Consider the following 15461-nt stretch of genomic DNA (forward strand, 5'->3'; position numbering starts at 1 on the left):
GAGCATCCCGTGCGCCGCCGACTGTCCCCGTACGAACGCGTCATCTGGGCCGCCGGTGAGCGGCTCCCCGTCAACATCGCCGCCGTGGCACGCGTCGAGGGCCGCACCACGCCCGAGCGGGTCCGCGCGGCCGTGGCCGCCGTCCGGCGCCGCCACCCCCTGCTGGGCGTCCGGGTCGCCGACCCCGGGTGGTGGCAGGGACGGCTGACCACGGCCGGGGTGCCGGACCCGGCGGTGCGGGTGGTCCGGGACGGCGACGCGGGCGCCTGGTCCCGCGTGGTGGAGGAGGAGCTCCCGCGGCCCTTCGACACCCGCACCGGTCCCCTCGCCCGCTTCGTGCTCGTCGACGCGGGCGAGGCCTTCGACCTCGTCACCGTCTACCACCACCTGGTCGCCGACGCCGTCTCCGCGGGCGTCGTCATGCGCGACCTGCTGACGCGTCTCGGCTGCCCGGACCCGGCGGGCGCTCCCCCGCCCGGCCCCGCGCTGACGGCCGGCGCGCACCATCGGGCCGGGGCGGACGGGTCCGGTGCCGGCCCGGGGCCGGTGCTGGCGGCGCCCGCGGACGAGCTGATCCCCGGCCCGCGCGTCCGCCCTGGGGACCTGCTGAAGACCGCCCGCGCCCTGGGCGGGCCCGTACGGCCGCCGTACCCCCCGGACGGACGGCTCGCCTACCGCGCGTGGTCGCTGGAGCGCGAGGAGACGGAGCTGCTGCTCAAGCGGTGCCGGGCGCAGGGCGCGACGCTGCAGGCCGCCCTGTGCGCGGCCTTCGCACGGGCCGCCGCGCCCGGCCGCCCCGCCCGGATCGCGGTCGCCGCGGACCTGCGCCGGGTGCTCGAACCGCCGCCCGGGGAGGCCATGGGCCTGTACGCGGCGAGCTTCGTCGTCCCCGTGGACGGCGCGGCGGACGACCTGTGGGCGGCCGCGCGCGAGGCCAGGACCGGAATCCACGCCCGGCTCACCCCGCAGGAGCTGCGGCCGCTCGTACGCGTCTTCCGGCTGACCTCGTTCCTCCCGCACCGCGCCGTCGGCGCCCTGCTGCGGCGCGGCGAGTCGCGCGGCCCCCGGTTCGACGTGTCCGTGAGCAACACGCGCCTGGACCTCCCCGAGGCGTACGGACCGCTGCGGCTGACCGCCGTCCACGGCGCCGCGCACACCAGCCTGTCCGGGGCGCCGCTGGTGATCGTGGTGGGGCTGGGCGGGCGGCTGTTCCTCAGCGTGACGTCCACGGCGGGCGAGGAGGCGCAAGCCCTGTGCCGGCGGGCCATGGACCACCTGCTGTCCGCCGGGTGACGCCCGCGGACGGGTAGCGGCGGGCTCAGCGGGTATCGGAAGGGGGTGGCACGCACCGTGGGAGTGGAAGAAGAGCTTCTCCTGGTGGACGCACGGTCCGGGGAACCGCGCGCGGTGGCGGACGCGGTGCTGGACGGCGGCCCCTGGTCCCGGGAACTGGTGGCCGAGCTGCAGCAGCAGCAGCTCGAACTGAACAGCTCCCCCTGCGTCACCCTCGACCAGCTCGGGGAGGAGCTGCGCGCCTGGCGCCGGAGGGCGGCCGGCCTCGCCCGCTCGGAAGGCGTCGCGGTGGCGGCGCTGGGTACCTCGCCCGTGGCGGTTCCGCCCCGGCTCACCCCGAGGGGCCGCTACCGCAGGATGGCCCAGGCCTTCGGCCTCACCGCGCAGGAGACGCTGACCTGCGGCTGCCACGTCCACGTGGGGGTGGAGTCGGACGAGGAGGGCGTCGCCGTCGTCGACCGCATCCGCCCCTGGCTGCCGCCGCTGCTGGCGCTCAGCTCCAATTCGCCGCTCTGGCAGGGTGCCGACACGGGGTACGCGAGCTATCGCTACCAGGTCTTCGGCCGCTGGCCCACGGCGGGCCCGACGCGTGGTTTCGGCTCCGCCGAGGGGTACCGCGCCGCGGTGTCGCGGCTGCTGGCCACGGGGATCCTGATCGATCAGGGCATGCTCTACTTCGACGCCCGGCTCTCGGCGAAGTTCCCCACGGTGGAGGTGCGCGTCTGCGACGTGTGCTCTGAGTACCAGGACGCGGTGGTGCTCGCCGCGCTGGTCCGCGGCCTGGTCGAGACCGCCGCCCGCGAGTGGGCCGACGGCCGCCCGGCGCCCGGCGACGACCTGGCCCTGCTCCGGCTCGCCTCCTGGCGCGCCAGCCGCTCCGGGCTGGACGGCGCCCTGCTCGATCCGCGCACTTTCCGCCCGGCGGGCGCGCACAACGTCGTCGAGACCCTGGTCCGCCACGTCGAGGACGCCCTGAAGGACGCGGGAGACCTGTACATCGTGCGCGCCGGCATCGACCGTCTGACCTCGGTCGGCTCCGGCGCACGCCGGCAGCGCGAGGTGTACGCCCGCGGCGGCGGCACCGCGGTCCTGCGCGACGCGGTGCGCCGTACGGCGGCGTGACGGAGCCGCCGCGCGGCCCTCGCGTCGAGGCGGATCCGCGGGCGGTGCGTGCGGGGACTCCGCGGTCGTGCGCCCTCACCTTGTGAACTGCGGCACGGCGGACGGCTGCGAGAGTCCTCCCCGGATCCCCCTCGACGAGCCCCGGCTCACGGGCGCGGTGGGCGTCTCCCGGCACCGCGGGGTCGCGAGCGCGCCCAGGGACCGGGCCGGCAGGGCTGTGACCGCCGCTGCTGACGGGTGGCCGTGGTGTCGGCGGTGCCGGACCGGCCGTCCCCCTCGCGGGCGCCGCCGCCACGCGGTCGGCACGGACGCCGGGCCGGAAGGGCCGCCGTGGCCCGGGGGCACCGCTGCGCCGAGTGAGCGGCCGGTCACGGGTGGCGCGCTATCCTGCCGCGACGTCGGCGAGGGGATCGGGGGCGGCTGGTGGGGGACGCGCGGGGGGCCGTGGACCGCATGCTGACGCGCTTCGGGCTGGCGGAGCCGCCGGCCACCGCGCGCCTGGTCGACGGTGCCGGCACGACGCCCGCAAGCCTGCTCGAGGCGGCGGAGGGCCTGCTGCGGGAATCGTGGCGGGGCGGGGACGGTCGGGCCCCGGCCGCCGCCGCGCTCGCGCTGACGGTGCTGGGCCTGGACACGGCGGCCCGCGAGGATCCGTCGCGCGCCCGGCTCGTCCTGCATCTGCAGCTGGCCGACCGCACCCTTGCGCATGTGTACGGCGACTTCCGTACCGCCCCCGAGGTCCGCCATCACCTGGCGGCGCAGACCCAGCACCGCTCGCCCGACGACCTCGTGGCGGTGGCGGCCGTCTACCCGTCGGGTCCCGCGCAGCAGCCGTTCCGGCCCGCGGGCCCCCTGGAGCACAGGGTGGCGGAGCTGCTGGCGACGCTGCCCCCGGACGATCTGAGCCGCCCCGGGCTGCTCGCCCGGCTCGCGCACTGCGCCCTCGTCCGCTACGAGTGCGGGGCCACGCACGAGTTGCCGGTGCTGTGGGCGCGCGCCCGGGAGGCCTTCGAAGCGGTCACCCCCGGCCACGTCGACGCCCCGGACGCGGGCCGGGTGGCGGTGCTCGCCGGAGTCGCGCAGGTCCGGGCTCACCCGAGGGACCGGGAGGCGGTGGACATCGCCGTACAGGCCGGGCGACTGGCGTTGGCAGCCGCGAGCGGGCGCACCATGGGCGGGCTCCGGGACCGGCACGAGGTGCGCGGCGTCCACTTCGCGCTGGCGGTGGCGCTGATGTGCACGCTGCCCTGGGCACCGGCCCGGGCGACGATCGACGAGGCGATGGCCCACCTGGAGGCGTACCGGGCCGAGGGACTGCCGGACCAGGACGGGGCCTACGAGGTGAACGCGGCCTCGCTGCTGGCCGCCCGCGCGGTCGTCGCCTGGGAGGTCGCGGACGCCGCCGAGGCGGAGCGGATGCTGCGCGCGCTCCGGGAACGGCTGCCGCCGGGCCATCCGCTGCTTCCGCACATCGCGCAGAAGGCGGCAGCGGTGGGCGAACTCCGCAGCAGGATGCGGCTCCTGCCGCGGGCACTGGGCCCGGTGGCGACCCGCTTCCTGCCGATGATGGTGCGGTTCGCGCCCGCGCTGCCGCCGGTGCACCTGCGAACGCCCCTGCCGCGGGACGACGTCCGGGCCGGCCCCGCTCCCGAACCGGAGCCGGCGCCGGTGCCGGTGCCCGGGCCGCAACCGGGTGACGACGCGCGTGACGACGCGGGCGAGGACCTCCTGACGCGCTTCACCTCGGCCTTCCCCGTCCCTCCCGAACTGCAGCCCCTGCTGCGGGCCATGGCCAAGGGTCCCGGCACACCCCAGGGCATCGATCCCGCCTTCCTCGCCGACGCAGAGCGGCGGTTGCGCGAGGCACTGGAGCGGACGGAGGCCGGAAGCCCCGAACGGGCCCAGACGGCGAGCCTGCTGATGGCGCTCATCGCGATGCGCTACACGGCCGACCAGGACCCGGCCGTGATCGAGGAGGCGGCCGCGCTGGGCGACCGCGTCCTGGCCGAACTCACCCACGGCTCCCCGGAGCACGCCCGTCTGCTCCTCGCCTCGGCGCCCTGGCAGCACATGCGGGCGGTGCTCGCCATGGACTCCGCGGCCCTCCGCGCCTGCTGCGCGGAACTGCGCGCGGCGCTCGACCGGCTGCCCGACGACGCGCCGGAACGCGCCGCGGGCGAGGCCGAGTACGCCAACGCGCTCACCAACCTCGCAGGGCTCACCCAGGACCCCGCCCTGTCCGCCGAGGCGCGCCGCAGGATCGTCGACGCCTCGCGGCGCGTGGAGCGGACCCCGGGCCTGACGGACCTGCTGGGCGGGATGGTGGCCTCCTACGGCCACTGGGCGGACTACACCGACGCCACGGTCCGCGGGGACCGGCGGGCGGCACGGGCGGCCGAGGTCGCGCTCGCGGCGGAGCCCGGCGGCGAGATGCCGGCGCTGCGGTTCGAGGTGGCGCGCATCGCGATGGCCGACGCGCTGGAGCACCACGACTGGGCGGCCGCCGCCGACGCGGCGGCGCGGGCCCTGGAGACCCTGCCGTCGGTGGCCTCGCGCGCCCTGACCCGGCAGGACCGCCGGGCCTACGTCGGCGGCGCGCTGCTCGGCCGCCGCTACGCCATGGCGCACCCGCGGACGGACGGCGGCGACCCGGAGGGGGCGGGCCGGCCGGACCCGCTGACGGGCACCAGCCTGGGCCGGACCGGCTGCGCCGCGGCGCTCGCCGCGGGGCGGCCCGCGCAGGCGCTGGCGCTGCTGGAGCAGAGCCGGGCGGTGCTGATGGGCCAGGACCTGGAGGCCCGCGCCGACCTGACCGCGCTGTCCGCGGCGCATCCCCTGCTGGCCCGGGAGTTCTCCGCGCTCGGGGGACGGCTGCGGCGGGCCGACGCGGGCGAGGACGTCATGGAACGGCACGTCGCGGCCGCCGAGTGGGAGGCGCTGCTGATGCGCGTCCGCGGCACCGCCGGCTTCGAGGGGTTCCTGATGCCGCCCACGGAGCGGGAGATGCGGGAGGTGGCCGCACAGGGGCCGGTCGTCGCGGTCAACGTGGACCGGCTGCGCTGCGACGCGGTCGTCGTCACCCGGGAGCGGATCTTCTCCGTGCCGCTGCGGGAACTGACGGAGGGACAGCTCGCCCTGCGGGCCAGGGAGTTCCTGGAGGCCGTGAACCTCCCGCGGAGCGCGCCCGAAGAAGAGCACGACCGCGCCCGCGAACTGGTGCTGGACACCCTCGCCTGGCTCTGGCGCACGGTGGCCGAACCGGTGCTCACCGCCCTGGGCCTCACCCGCCCGCTCCCGGGGGACGCCCCCGCGTCGGCCGCGCCCCGGCTGTGGTGGTCGGCCTCGGGGCCCCTGGCATACCTGCCGCTGCATGCCGCCGGGCTCCAGCGCAAGCACCAGCTGCCCGACGGGCGGACCGTCCTGGACCGGGTGGCCTCCTCCTACACCCCCACCCTGCGCGCCCTGCGGCACGCCCGGCGGATCTCCTCCGGCCGCACCGGGGGACGGCTGCTCGCGGTGGGCCGGCCCACCGGCACGGCGGGCTCGGCGGGCACCTCGGCCCGTGAGATCGCCGCGATCGAGGACGCGCTGGGCGGCGTACGCGCCCTCGAGGGCGAGGCGGCCACACCCGAACGCGTCCTGGCGGCCCTGCGCACCGCGCGCTGGGTGCACTTCGCCTGCCACGGCGTCAGCGACCCGCAGGACCCGTCCGCCAGCCGCCTGCTCCTGCACGGCGGGCCGCTGAGCGCCGGGGACGTCTCCCGGCAGGAACTCCTCTACGCCGAACTGGCGGTGCTCCTCGCCTGCCACACCGCCCGCACCGGGCACCTGCCCGACGAGGCGGTCCACCTCGCCTCCGCCTTCCAGACCGCGGGCTACCCCCAGGTCGTCGGCGCCCTGTGGGAGGCCGACGACGCGGTCTCCGCGCTCCTGGCCGCCCGCCTGTACGCCGCGCTCCGCGCCCCGGCGCCCGGCGCCGTCGCCCCCGCGGACACCGGCCGCGTCCTCAACCACGTCGTCCGCGCCCTGCGCACCCGCTACGCCCGCTCCCCCGCGGCCTGGGCCCCCTTCGTCCACATCGGCCGCTGAGCGCGACGGGACGTCAGGCTCCGCCGAGCAGCCCGGCCAGGACCGGATGAACACGGGCCGGGTCGACGGTGGTGACCGTGTACACCGCGACCCCCGCGGTCACCAGGGGGTCCTCCGCGGCGATCCGCTCGACGGCCTGGCGGTCCGCCCCGCGGGCGAGGATCACGCCGCCCTCGCACGAGGGCACCGTCTGACCCGAGAGCAGAAAGGTGCCGGCGCGGTGGTGGCGTTCCAGGAACGCGACATGGGCGGCGACGAACGGGCCGGCGTCCTCTTCCCGTCCGGTGTACGTCAGGAACAGCAGGTGCAGCATCCTCGTCCGATCTCCTGGCGGGCCGGGCGGCCCGGCGCATCGTGCCGACGTTCCCCGGGGCGCGCTCACCGGCGGCGGCGCAGCACCAGGTCGAGCTCCCGCCAGGTCGCCGGGGCGACGGGCCCCGGCGGGACCGGGATCCCCACCGCGCGGGCGACGGAGCGCAGGCGCAGGTCCACGACGGCGTCGGCGAGGTCCGCCAGGGCCAAGAGCCGTTCGCGGCCGAGCCACCAGGCGGCGAGGACGACCACGGCGCCCGCGACGAGGGCGGGCCACCACCCGGTGGCGCAGGCCAGCGCCGCGTACAGCAGGCCCCATCCGCACAGCCGGGTGGACGCCTCGAAGGCACCGGCCGCCGTACGGATCTCCCTGCGGTCGGCCTCCGTCGCCGCCAGCCACAGACGCGGCCAGACCGCCGTGAAGGGCACCGCGTAGTACGCGCCGACGCGGTGCTCCAGGGCGTGCATCCGGTCGCCCATGCGGGTGGGACGGGCCGGGGGCAGGGGCGCGATCCGGTCCCGGCGCGCCTCGGCGGCGCGGGCGGCGGCCAGTTCGGCCTCGTCGCCGTCGCGTTCGTGGTTCCGCAGATGGGCGACGACCTCCGCGTCGGCGCGTTCACGGCGGGCGCGGCGGCGGCGCACGAGCCGTTCTCCCGCCCCGCCGGGCCAGGGCCCGAGCCAGAGCACCTGGACCGCGCGGGCCAGGGCCTGCACCGCCAGGCCCGGTACGACGGCGAGCAGCAGCACGGCGGCCAGGGCCAGGAAGAGCCCCGCCCCGCCGTGGGCGTCGGTCCAGTCCGCGTAGCGCTCGACCTCGCGCAGCAGGCGGCCCACATCGAACGGCCGCCCGCCGCCCAGCACATGGGCGGCCCAGGCGGTGCCGAGGAAGAGCAGCCCGGGCAGCGCGAGCAGGGAGACCCAGCGCTCGGCGAGCTTCCCGCCGATCTCGTCCAGCAGACCCGCCACCGCGCTACGACCCGCCTTCCGGATCCCTGCGGCCTCGCGCCGCCCGGCGCGCGCGTCCGCCCCGAGGCCCTGGCGCGCCGGCCGCCGGCACCGGCCGGCTTCCGCGCTCTACTGCTGCGCACACCGGACACCCCTCCTCTTCCCCCGCGGGGACCCGCACGGCGGGTCTAGTACCAGACGGGCCGCAGTTCGGCGTCCCAGATCTCGCAGCGCGGGGTGGTGACGGACGCCGTCGGGTCCTCGCTGCGGGCGCAGAGGCCGCGCGGGCAGCGGTGGCGCAGGATGCCGCCGCCCCCGCCGGTCGTACCGGGCACCTGGGAGTAGCCGCCGGCGTAGGTGCGGCCGTCGACGACCCGGACGCCGAGCCGGTGCCCGAGGTCGGTGACCGCCTGCATGTCGCCGGCGCCCCGCCGCACGGTCTCGGTGACGGCCTCGAGTTCGTCCGCGTCGTGCGGGTCGGCGCTCGCGGCACGCGCCGCGCGGCGCAGCCGCGGCAGCATCTCGCAGAAGGCCATGACGTCTTCCTCGGTCACCGGGCCAGCCTACTGATCTGCGATCATTGCCGTATGGCGTTCACCGAAGAGCTCGCCCGGGCCGTGCTCGCGGCGGACGGGCAGGACGGCGCGAGGCTGATCGCGCTCGGCGAGAACGCGGTGTTCGAGCTCGCGGACGGCGTGACCGTCGCGAAGGTCGGCCGCGGTCCCGAACTGCTGGACCGGGCCGCCCGCGAGGTGCGCACGGCGTCCTGGCTGGCCGCGCACGGCGTTCCGGCCGTCGGGGCGGCGGCGCCGGAGGCCCGGCTGGTGGAGGGGCACCCGGTCACGTACTGGGAGCGGCTGCCGGACGCCGTACGGCCCGCGGAGCCAGCCGACCTCGCCGCGCTGCTGCGGCTCGTGCACGCCCTGCCCGAGCCGGACTTCGCCCTGCCGCCACGCGACCTGCTGGACGGCGTGGAGCGCTGGCTGCGGCTGGCCGGAACGGCGGTCGACCCCGCGGACGCCGCGTATCTGCGGGAACGCAGGGACGGTTTCGCCGCCGCCGCGGCCGCGCTGGTCCCGCACCTCACCCCGGGGCCCGTCCACGGCGACGCGCTGCCGCGCAATGTGCACGTCGGACCGGGCGGTCCGGTCCTGGTGGACCTGGAGACCTTCTCCGCCGATCTGCGCGAGCACGACCTCGTCGTCATGGCGCTCAGCAGGGACCGCTACGGCCTCGCCCCCGACGCCTACGACGCCTTCACGGCCGCCTACGGCTGGGACGTGCGCGAGTGGGCCGGCTGCGCGGTGCTGCGCGGCGCGCGGGAGACGGCGAGTTGCGCCTGGGTGGCGCAGCACGCGCCGGGCAACCCGGCGGCGCTCGCGGAGTTCCGCCGGCGGGTGGCCTCGTTGCGGGACGGCGATCCGTCGGTGCGCTGGTACCCCTTCTGACCCCTTGGCGCCGCCCGGGCTGCGAGGATGGGCACTCCTCCAGTCAGGGCGGTGTCCATGCCGGATTCGTCGATCGTCCGCCGTGTCCTCGGTGACCGGCCCTTCGCCGAGATCGGCGTACCGGACGTCGCCGTCGCCGACGAGCGGCTGGGACGCCTCGTCGTGGGCGGCGACCTGGGATGGATCCACTGGCCGGCCTCGGGACGGGCTCCGATCGACCGCTGGCCGCGGTACCGCGTCGGCGTCTACGACGCGCGGGACCTGCGCTGCCTGCATGTGCACGACTGCCCGTGGCCGGTGATGTCGGCGGCCTTCCACCCGACGCTCCCGCTGGTGGCCGTGGGTGTGGGCCGCTACGACGGCAGTTGGGACTTCGAGGGGCAACTGCTGCTCATGGACGTGGAGTCGGGCCGGGTCGAGCCGCTCCTCGACGGCGGCCGGCAGGTGACCTGCGTGCGGTGGCTGGACGAGCGGCAGCTGCGCCTGGTGGTCTCGCCCGAGGACAAGGACTACGAGCACGCCTTCAGCCACGGCTTCGAGTCCGTACTGGAACGTGACGACTGGCGGGCGGTGCCCCCTCGGTCCGTCGGGTACCGCGAGGTGACGGGCCCGCGCGTCCGGTACGAGGGGCCGCTGGACCGGAGCCGCGCCCGGGCCCTGCTGACGGAGCACGGCAACGCCGTGGGGAGGGCGTGGGAACCGCGCCGCCAGGTGCGGGCGGTCGAGGTGCTCGGCGACGGCCGGGTGCTGGCCACGGCCGAAGGCACGCGGCTGGAGTGCCGGCTGCCGTCGGGGGATCTCCAGTGGGCCGTCCCGGACCTGGACGGCGCACGGCAGATCCACGTCGGCGCCGACCAGGCGTCGGCCTGGGTCAACGTACTGCACACCGTGCGCCCGGCCGGGTCGGGGTGGCAGGGCCACGGCACGCTGGTCGAGCGGCTGTCACTGGCGGACGGACGCTCCCTGGAGGCCTTCGACCCGGGTCACGCCGTGACGTTCACCGCGAGCCGCGACGGCCGGCTCGTCATCCGGGAGGGCTCGCACGACCAGCGGGGCGGCCGAAGCCGCCTCCTCGCGTCCGACGGCACGGAGCTGGCGCGCTTCACGCTGACCGCGAGCGACTTCCGCCTGCGGCGCGGCACGCAGCCGCTGTTCGTGCGGGATCTCCACGGTGTGCCGCGGGGCCGGGCGTGGGTCTGCGCGCTCGCCGACGGGCAGCCGGGCGCGGAGCCCGCGCTGCGCGGGCTCTTCGCCCTCGACTGGGAGACCGGGCGCGGCTCGCACCTGTTCCCCGGCCCGGCCGTCCAGCTCGACGGCAGCGCGCTGGCGCAGGCCGCCGTGGTCCGCGACGACGAGGAGACGCTCGCGCGGAACGCCTTCGTGGTGCGGCGCCGGCTTCCGGACGGCGCACCGGAGTGGGTGTTCGCCGCCGACGAGCCGGTCACGGCCCTGGACGCGGACGAGGACACCGTCTACGCCGCGCACCGGTCCGGGGAGGTCGTGCTGCTCGACGCGCGGACCGGCGGTCAGCGCGGACGGCACCGGCTGCGCGTCGACGGGCACGTGGTCGTGCCCCTGTCGCTCGCGGCGGCCGGTGCCGGCAGGCTGCTGGTCGGCACCGTGGACGGGCGGATCCTCGACTGCGACACGGCGCCCCCGGCCTCTCCGCGGGGACCTTCGGTCACCTCGGCCGGGGAATGACCGGCCAGGCCTGCTCGACGACGGCCGCCGGGTCGGCGGTGCGCCGCAGGTACGCCTGGAGGGAGGCCGACTGCTCGGCCGCCGCCCGGACCTGAAGGGCGTGCAGGTCCGCCAGCGCCATCAGGCCGACGGGCTCGTGCCGCTCCCCCATGCGGCGCACCACGCGGGCCGCGGCCACCGCGTCGGCCCGCGCGTCGTGCGCGCCCTCCAACTCCACCCCGTAGTGGGCGCACAGCGCCTGCAGGGCCCGCCTGCCCTTGCGGTACTTGTCGACGTGCTTGTCGATGACCAGCGGGTCGATGACGGGCGCGGGCACACCGCCCAGCCGTTCGCCGACCGACGCGACGCCGTGCCGCCGGCATTCGCGGTCGAGCAGCGACAGGTCGTAGCGGGCGTTCATCACCACCAGCGGCGTGCCCGAGCGCAGCACCTCGGCGACGGCGTGGGCGATCTCGCCGACCGCCGTGCCCGCCGGGGCACCGTGCGCGCGGGCGTGGGCGGTCGAGATGCCGTGGATCGCCGACGCCTGCTCGGGTATGGCGACGCCCGGGTCGAGCAGCCAGGTGCGCTCGTGCGAGACGGCCCCGTCGGCCTCCAGCCGGACGACGGCGGCGGTGACGATGTGGTCGGTCTCGACGTCGGTGCCGGTGGTCTCCAGGTCGAACGCGACCAGCGCGTCGCTGATCCAGCTCATCGCGCGGCCCCCGTGCCCGCGGCGTCCCCCGCGCCGCGCGGGCGGATGCCCGCGGTCCTCCTCCGTCCGGTGCCGGCCGGCCTTGCCCGGCGTCGTCCCATGCCCATTGGCGTACGTCCTTCCCGCTGTTCCCCCGTGTGTCGCTCCATCATCCCGCGCGCCACTGACACTGCTGCGGCCGGGCTGCGGGAGAGGCCCGCCCGGGGCCGTCCGCCGGGGCCGGCCACCGGGCCGTCAGGAGACCGGACGGGAGTCGGCCCAGACGCCCTCGAACTCCTCGCGGTAGATCTCGAACAGCCCGTGCTCGGCCTCCGGGGTCTCGCCGGCCCTGGTCTGCACGAGTTCCCGCGGCCCGCCGCGCAGGATGAGCACCGGCGCCTCCATGCCCCGGGCCTTGCGCAGATAGGGCTGGACGACCGCGATGCCGTCCGAGGTGTCGCCGTCCACGAGGTAGGCGGTGAAGCGCGGGGTCTCGTCGAAGACCCGGATCTCGAACGCGGCGGTGTCCCGCAGCCGGGCCCGCACCCGCCGCATGTGCATGATGTTCATCTCGACGGAGCGGCTGAGTTCGCCGCGGCCGAGCCCGAGTTCGCGCTCACGCCGGCGGACGGCGCTGCTGGCCGGGTTGAGGAAGAGCAGCCGCACCCGGCAGCCGGACTCCGCCAGCCGCACCAGCCGCTTGCCGGAGTAGTTCTGCACGAGCAGGTTGAGCCCGATGCCCACCGCGTCGAGCCGCCGCGCGCTCCCGAACAGGTCCTCGGCGGGCAGTTGCCGCTGCAGCCGCACGCGGTCGGGATAAACGCCGACGACGTCGGCGTAGCGGTCGGCGACGAGCTCCTCGACGGCGTCCACGGGCAGCCGCTCGGCGGAGGGGTAGCCGGGCCCGGAGCCGAGCACGTCCAGCAGCCGGGCGGCGGCCCGCTCGGCCTGGTCCAGGACGGTGCGGGACAGGGCCCGGTTGCGGGAGACGACGTGCCGGGCCACCTCCAGCTCGTCCAGGGCGAGTTCGAGCTCACGGCGGTCGTCGAGGTAGGGCTCGAAGCACGGCCAGTGCTGGACGGCGAGCTCGCGCAGCTGCGGCAGGGTCAGGAAGCTGAGGATGTTGTCGTCGGCCGGGTCGAGCAGGAAGCCCTTGCGCCGGCTGACCTCGCGCACGGCGGCCGCCCGCTGCACCCACTCGTGACCGGCCGGGCCCGCGGCCGCCACCACCCACTCGTCGCCGTGCACGGGTTCGTAGATGGGGCGCAGCACGGCGTTGACGACGGCGCGCAGGCGCTGTTCGACGAGATTGAGCCATACGTACGCCCGTCCGGCGCGCCGTGCGCGGGTACGCACCTCTGCCCACTCGTCGGCGCCCCAGTCCAGTTCCGCTCCGATCTCCAACGGCAGTGCGAGGGCGGCCGTACCGGTGCTTGCCTCGCCGATGCCGCCGCCCGGGTCCCCCTGATCACCACCACCGGGGAGCACCAGACCTCCCGACATCACGACTGCACCCGCCTTCCCGCCCCCGTCCACGATCAAGGAAGGGTACTGCGGGGCGGGAGGCGGTGCAGCCGTAACGACGCTACTTCACCACATGCTTACCGGGTCCGACGGGGCCGGACGGTCACTGTCCCCGTCCGTTGCGGCCCGAGAGTTCGTCCGGTGTGAGCGGGCTCATGGCCGTCACGTCGCGCGGCGCGAGCCGGAAGCCCTGCCAGTGGATCGGCATGGGCGTCTGGTCCTCGTCGCGCGGGATGTGGTGGAAGCCGACGTTGACCCACATCACCGGGTGCGTGAGGGCCTCGCCGTTCGCCCACTTGTCCACCGAGGTGCCCCGGCCGCGGCAGGCCGGGTCGCTGTTGCCGCTGGCCAGTCGCTCGCAGGCCCGGTACTGGGTGACGTACAGGTCCTTCGAGGTGTAGGCGTGGGCGTCGTACCGGTCGGAGTGCTGCTGGACCAGCTCCCAGGAGCGCGGATGCCGGTCGGCGTTCTTCCCGGCCGTGGAGACCACCCGCCACCAGCGGCGCAGCGCGGAGTCGGCGGCGAGCTCCTTGGTGACCGGGGTTCTGGTGGTCTTCAGGACGGCGGAGCCGGCGCCCCGGCCGGCCTTCTTGGTGTCGTACTGCTCGACCCCGGCCCGGTCGGCGCCGTCCAGGCCGAAGTCCAGCCGCCAGAAGACCGAGTGGTAGTGGCTGGTGGAGTGGTCGTGACGGCCCTTGCCGATGGGCCAGCCGGTCCCCTCGCCGCTGTAGTCGCCGGGCGAGAGGTCGCCGGTGGCGCCCACCCCCGCGGTGATGGTGCCGTCGTCGGAGAAGTTCCACTGGGTGACGTACTCGTACCAGCCGAGCTGGGACACGGAGAAGACGACCAGGTCGCTTCCCTGAGCGGTGTACTTCTTCGCGGTGCCGTCCTCGTCGTACACGTCGCTGCGGTAGGCGTGGCCGCGCGGCGCGGTGGTGGCGCACAGCGCCTTGACGGCGCGTTCCTGCTGCGGGACGTAGGCCGCGCTGAGGGTGCCGCCGGGGCACTCCTCGGGGCCGATGTCGACCGCGGTGTTGCCGAAGCCGATGTCGGACAGGTCGTTGTACTCGGTCAGCCCGGAGTCGTACGGGACGTTGACCTGCGCAAGGGCGGCGGAGTTGAGCACCTTGAGGGGCTGCGGCTCCTTCCTCGGCCGGTACGCGATCTTCTCCAGGACCAGGCCCTTGGTGCCGCTCATGCGCCAGCACATGCTCCAGCCGGTGCCGTTGGGCAGGGTCCTGGAGAGGGCGGTGGCGGTGCCGCAGTCCACTGCGGCGGCCGTGCCGGCCCGCGGGGCCGCGACGGCCCGGCCGGTCGTGGAACCCGCGACGAGCGCGGGCAGGAGGAGGAGCGCCGAGGCCGTTCCGAGGGCCCGGCGCACATGGGTGGTGCGCATCGTTTCTGGGTCTCCGCTCCTAGTGGATCCGGCCGACGGTGCGGTCGCTGAGGTCGACGACGAGATTGGTCGTGTCGATCCACGGCCCGTCCTTCACCTGCGTGAACAGCCGTACGCACCGGTGCCGACCGCACTTGGCCAGACCGGCGGGGGCGGACTGCTCCGCGGTGTTGAAGGCGATGCCGCGCAGCCGCAACTGGCCGGGCGAGGTGAGGTCCCGGCCCTTGGTGGCGGCCGTGAAGTCGGCGCGGAGCCCCGCGCCGAGGGCGTCCCCTATGAGCAGGGCCGCGGCCTGCCTGGTCTCGTCGTTCGAGGGCGGCGGCTGCAGGCCGGTGGCGGTGTCGGTGCGCTCGACGGTGCCGGAGGTCAGGTCGACGGTCCTCTTCACGAGCCGGTCGTGCCCGTAGTCGTAGAAGAGCACCTCGACCCGTCTGGCCCGGTCGGTCCGCGCCCCCGTGGCGTCGGCCGGTTCGGCGAGGTCCGTGTCGAGGTACTCCGGGCCGCGCCCGCCGTCCACGTCCCGCGCGCTGCGCAGCGCGTCGCGGTGGTGCAGGGCTATGGACTTCGCCCGGTCGACCTCGGCCTTGGTCAGAGGCCCGAGACCGCTCTGGTGTACGCCCTCGGGCGCCTCGTTCTCCGTCGCATCACCGCTGCCCGCGTCCTGCCGTCCCGGCGCTCCCGGCGCGGCGGCGGGGCCGCCCGTCGTGGAGTGGTCGTCGCCGGAGGCGTCACGCGGCAGGGTGAGCCCGATCATCACCGCCGTGGCGGCGACGGCAGCGCCGGCGCCCCACAGGGCGCGCCTGATTCCGCGCCCGAGCCCTCCCTTTCGCGGTGAGGAACGGCTTTCCCCCTGATCCGTCACGTAGGTCTCCCCTGTGTCGTACCGTCACTCGTATCGACGGCACCTCGACGGCACAGGTTGCCCCGGGACGGTGGATTCTTGCGGCAGGCAGGGGAA

Annotated in this window: 12 protein-coding genes; 5 read left to right on the forward strand and 7 right to left on the reverse strand. The window is 76.1% G+C overall.

The genetic code is table 11. The features are described 5' to 3' along the window. The first annotated feature begins 9 nt into the window (after positions 1-9). The 3 genes from PV342_RS03025 (at position 10) to PV342_RS03035 (ending at position 6504) form a co-directional block, all read left to right on the forward strand. Complete coding sequence (locus PV342_RS03025; RefSeq protein ID WP_500315748.1) at positions 10-1293, forward strand: condensation domain-containing protein; 1284 nt, start codon at positions 10-12, stop codon at positions 1291-1293. 45 nt (positions 1294-1338) lie between these two features. Continuing rightward, positions 1339-2415, forward strand: coding sequence for a carboxylate-amine ligase (locus PV342_RS03030; protein WP_400795823.1), 1077 nt, complete (start codon positions 1339-1341; stop codon positions 2413-2415). Between the two features lie 453 nt (positions 2416-2868). Beyond that, entirely contained in the window at positions 2869-6504 is a 3636-nt protein-coding gene (locus PV342_RS03035) for a CHAT domain-containing protein (RefSeq protein WP_500315749.1), read from the forward strand. Positions 6505-6517: 13 nt separating this feature from the next. Here PV342_RS03035 and PV342_RS03040 read toward each other — a convergent pair whose 3' ends face one another. The 3 genes from PV342_RS03040 to PV342_RS03050 all read right to left on the reverse strand — a co-directional run bounded on the left by PV342_RS03040 (position 6518) and on the right by PV342_RS03050 (position 8315). Then, positions 6518-6817: a YciI family protein gene (locus tag PV342_RS03040; protein WP_400795817.1), complete on the reverse strand. Its 300-nt coding sequence runs from the start codon at positions 6815-6817 to the stop codon at positions 6518-6520. 65 nt (positions 6818-6882) lie between these two features. Next, positions 6883-7782: a hypothetical protein gene (locus PV342_RS03045; protein ID WP_500315750.1), complete on the reverse strand. Its 900-nt coding sequence runs from the start codon at positions 7780-7782 to the stop codon at positions 6883-6885. A 167-nt stretch (positions 7783-7949) separates the two neighbouring features. Then, the gene (locus PV342_RS03050; RefSeq protein ID WP_386987093.1) at positions 7950-8315 is read right to left on the reverse strand and encodes a hypothetical protein; all 366 of its coding nucleotides are present in this window, start codon (positions 8313-8315) and stop codon (positions 7950-7952) included. Positions 8316-8348: 33 nt separating this feature from the next. Between PV342_RS03050 and PV342_RS03055 the strand changes: the two genes are divergently transcribed. Both PV342_RS03055 and PV342_RS03060 read left to right on the forward strand, forming a co-directional pair. Next, complete coding sequence (locus PV342_RS03055; RefSeq protein ID WP_386987096.1) at positions 8349-9209, forward strand: phosphotransferase enzyme family protein; 861 nt, start codon at positions 8349-8351, stop codon at positions 9207-9209. A gap of 57 nt (positions 9210-9266) precedes the next feature. Further along, a complete protein-coding gene (locus PV342_RS03060; protein ID WP_500315751.1) occupies positions 9267-10910 on the forward strand; it encodes a PQQ-binding-like beta-propeller repeat protein in 1644 nt (547 codons plus the stop codon). On the opposite strand, the gene PV342_RS03065 is transcribed toward PV342_RS03060, so the two are convergent. The 4 genes from PV342_RS03065 to PV342_RS03080 all read right to left on the reverse strand — a co-directional run bounded on the left by PV342_RS03065 (position 10891) and on the right by PV342_RS03080 (position 15365). Next, on the reverse strand, positions 10891-11604 hold the full coding sequence (locus tag PV342_RS03065; RefSeq protein ID WP_018563177.1) for a 3'-5' exonuclease: 714 nt from the start codon (positions 11602-11604) through the stop codon (positions 10891-10893). The genes PV342_RS03060 and PV342_RS03065 overlap by 20 nt on opposite strands. Positions 11605-11838: 234 nt before the next feature. Beyond that, on the reverse strand, positions 11839-13086 hold the full coding sequence (locus tag PV342_RS03070; protein WP_018563178.1) for a DUF5919 domain-containing protein: 1248 nt from the start codon (positions 13084-13086) through the stop codon (positions 11839-11841). A gap of 124 nt (positions 13087-13210) precedes the next feature. Beyond that, a complete protein-coding gene (locus tag PV342_RS03075) occupies positions 13211-14503 on the reverse strand; it encodes a copper amine oxidase (RefSeq protein ID WP_500315752.1) in 1293 nt (430 codons plus the stop codon). Between the two features lie 19 nt (positions 14504-14522). After that, positions 14523-15365 (reverse strand): Tat pathway signal sequence domain protein, encoded by an 843-nt coding sequence (locus tag PV342_RS03080; protein ID WP_500315753.1) that lies wholly within the window; start codon positions 15363-15365, stop codon positions 14523-14525. Positions 15366-15461 lie beyond the last annotated feature (96 nt).

It is taken from the genome of Streptomyces sp. PA03-3a, assembly GCF_033792735.1.
GTDB lineage: Bacteria > Actinomycetota > Actinomycetes > Streptomycetales > Streptomycetaceae > Actinacidiphila.

Excerpts from the sequence above, each read along its gene's own strand:
- PV342_RS03040 (WP_400795817.1), bottom strand. The coding sequence starts at position 6,817 with ATGCTGCACCTGCTGTTCCTGACGTACACCGGACGGGAAGAGGACGCC.
- PV342_RS03055 (WP_386987096.1), top strand. The coding sequence starts at position 8,349 with ATGGCGTTCACCGAAGAGCTCGCCCGGGCCGTGCTCGCGGCGGACGGG.
- PV342_RS03035 (WP_500315749.1), top strand. The coding sequence starts at position 2,869 with ATGCTGACGCGCTTCGGGCTGGCGGAGCCGCCGGCCACCGCGCGCCTG.
- PV342_RS03060 (WP_500315751.1), top strand. The coding sequence starts at position 9,267 with ATGCCGGATTCGTCGATCGTCCGCCGTGTCCTCGGTGACCGGCCCTTC.
- PV342_RS03065 (WP_018563177.1), bottom strand. The coding sequence starts at position 11,604 with ATGAGCTGGATCAGCGACGCGCTGGTCGCGTTCGACCTGGAGACCACC.
- PV342_RS03070 (WP_018563178.1), bottom strand. The coding sequence starts at position 13,086 with ATGTCGGGAGGTCTGGTGCTCCCCGGTGGTGGTGATCAGGGGGACCCG.
- PV342_RS03075 (WP_500315752.1), bottom strand. The coding sequence starts at position 14,503 with ATGCGCACCACCCATGTGCGCCGGGCCCTCGGAACGGCCTCGGCGCTC.